The organism is Vibrio sp. 03_296 (assembly GCF_002265885.1).
In genome coordinates this window covers 1-1,117 of the sequence record NZ_NPKW01000491.1, presented here as the reverse complement: position 1 = coordinate 1,117, position 1,117 = coordinate 1, and the positions used below count along the sequence as shown (strand labels likewise).

Below are 1,117 nucleotides of genomic sequence, written 5' to 3'. Positions count from 1 at the left end.
ACATCCACCACTGGTAGTTGATGACGTACTCGCCTTTTTCATTTTGTGTCACAGAACCCGTTAGCAAGGTATCCACACCTAAGTTAGTCCATGCGTCGAAGTTAATTTCCGACTCATTGTAAGGTGTTTGGGGCATCTTGCTGGTAGGAACTGGGCTGAATTTGCCACTGCGTTGAAGATCCGACGCGACAACAGACGAAATATCAACAGGCAGCGCTTCTGTCCTGCCATTAAAAGGAACATCGCAATTGGTCTTGCTGAATCGATACCATCGGTGATGATCAATTCCAAAGCCGCATTGGCTACATTCGTGACGCTGCTTAGCAGCTACTAGTAATCCCATCAAAAGGCGTTTTTCACGTCTTAGTCCTTTATTCGAATCAACGGTTAATTGATATTACGCAGCTCTTGTCTCACTGCATCATCCGCTGGCATTGGGAAGGAACCAACCTGCAAAATAGCGCTCTTAGCCGCATTACAGACTCGGGTATCCCCTTCCAAAATACTCACCGAATTGACGATTGCATCGACACCTGTTGGTATCAATTTAATGTTCACCTTACACGACTTTCCCAACAGATATTCATCCTTAAGAAGGCGTTGCTGAATAAGTTGCGTGTAAATAGCACCATAACGATTTTTTCATCCAAACAATGCTGGCTCCTCGCTGCGCTGTTTGGTTAGATTCAGTTTCAAGCCCAGCAAAAATATCGTTCAGTGCCGCTTCTTGTTCTTTCCGTTCACGCTCAAGACGCTCTAAACGTTCTTTTTCCTTACGTGYCTTTTCTGCAGCCTCTTTAGCGGCTTTTCCTTCGCTATGCGCTCTTGCTCTGCCTTAGCGGCGGCTTCTTTTTCACGGCGAGCTTTTTCTTCTGCTTCTTTTGCCGCTTTCTCCTTCGCAATACGTTCTTGCTCTGCTTTTGCGATAGCCGCTTCTTTCGCTAAACGTTCTTGTTCCGCTTTTTTAATCGCTTCTTCTTTTGTTTTTCGCTCAGCTTCAAGCTTTGCAACACGCTCTTTCTCTTTGCGCGCTTTTCTTCAGCGATTCTCTTTCTTGTTCTTTTGTTACGTACTTCTTCGGCTTCTCGCGCCGCTTTGGCATCACGCGCTTGTTGTG

The 1,117-nt window shown here is 45.9% G+C and carries 2 pseudogenes; both read right to left on the bottom strand.

The features are described from left to right. A pseudogene (locus CIK04_RS25640) lies at positions 1-343 on the bottom strand (Tol-Pal system protein TolB); the annotation flags it as partial. 44 nt (positions 344-387) lie between these two features. Further along, positions 388-1,117, bottom strand: a pseudogene (gene tolA / locus CIK04_RS25635) (cell envelope integrity protein TolA); the annotation flags it as partial.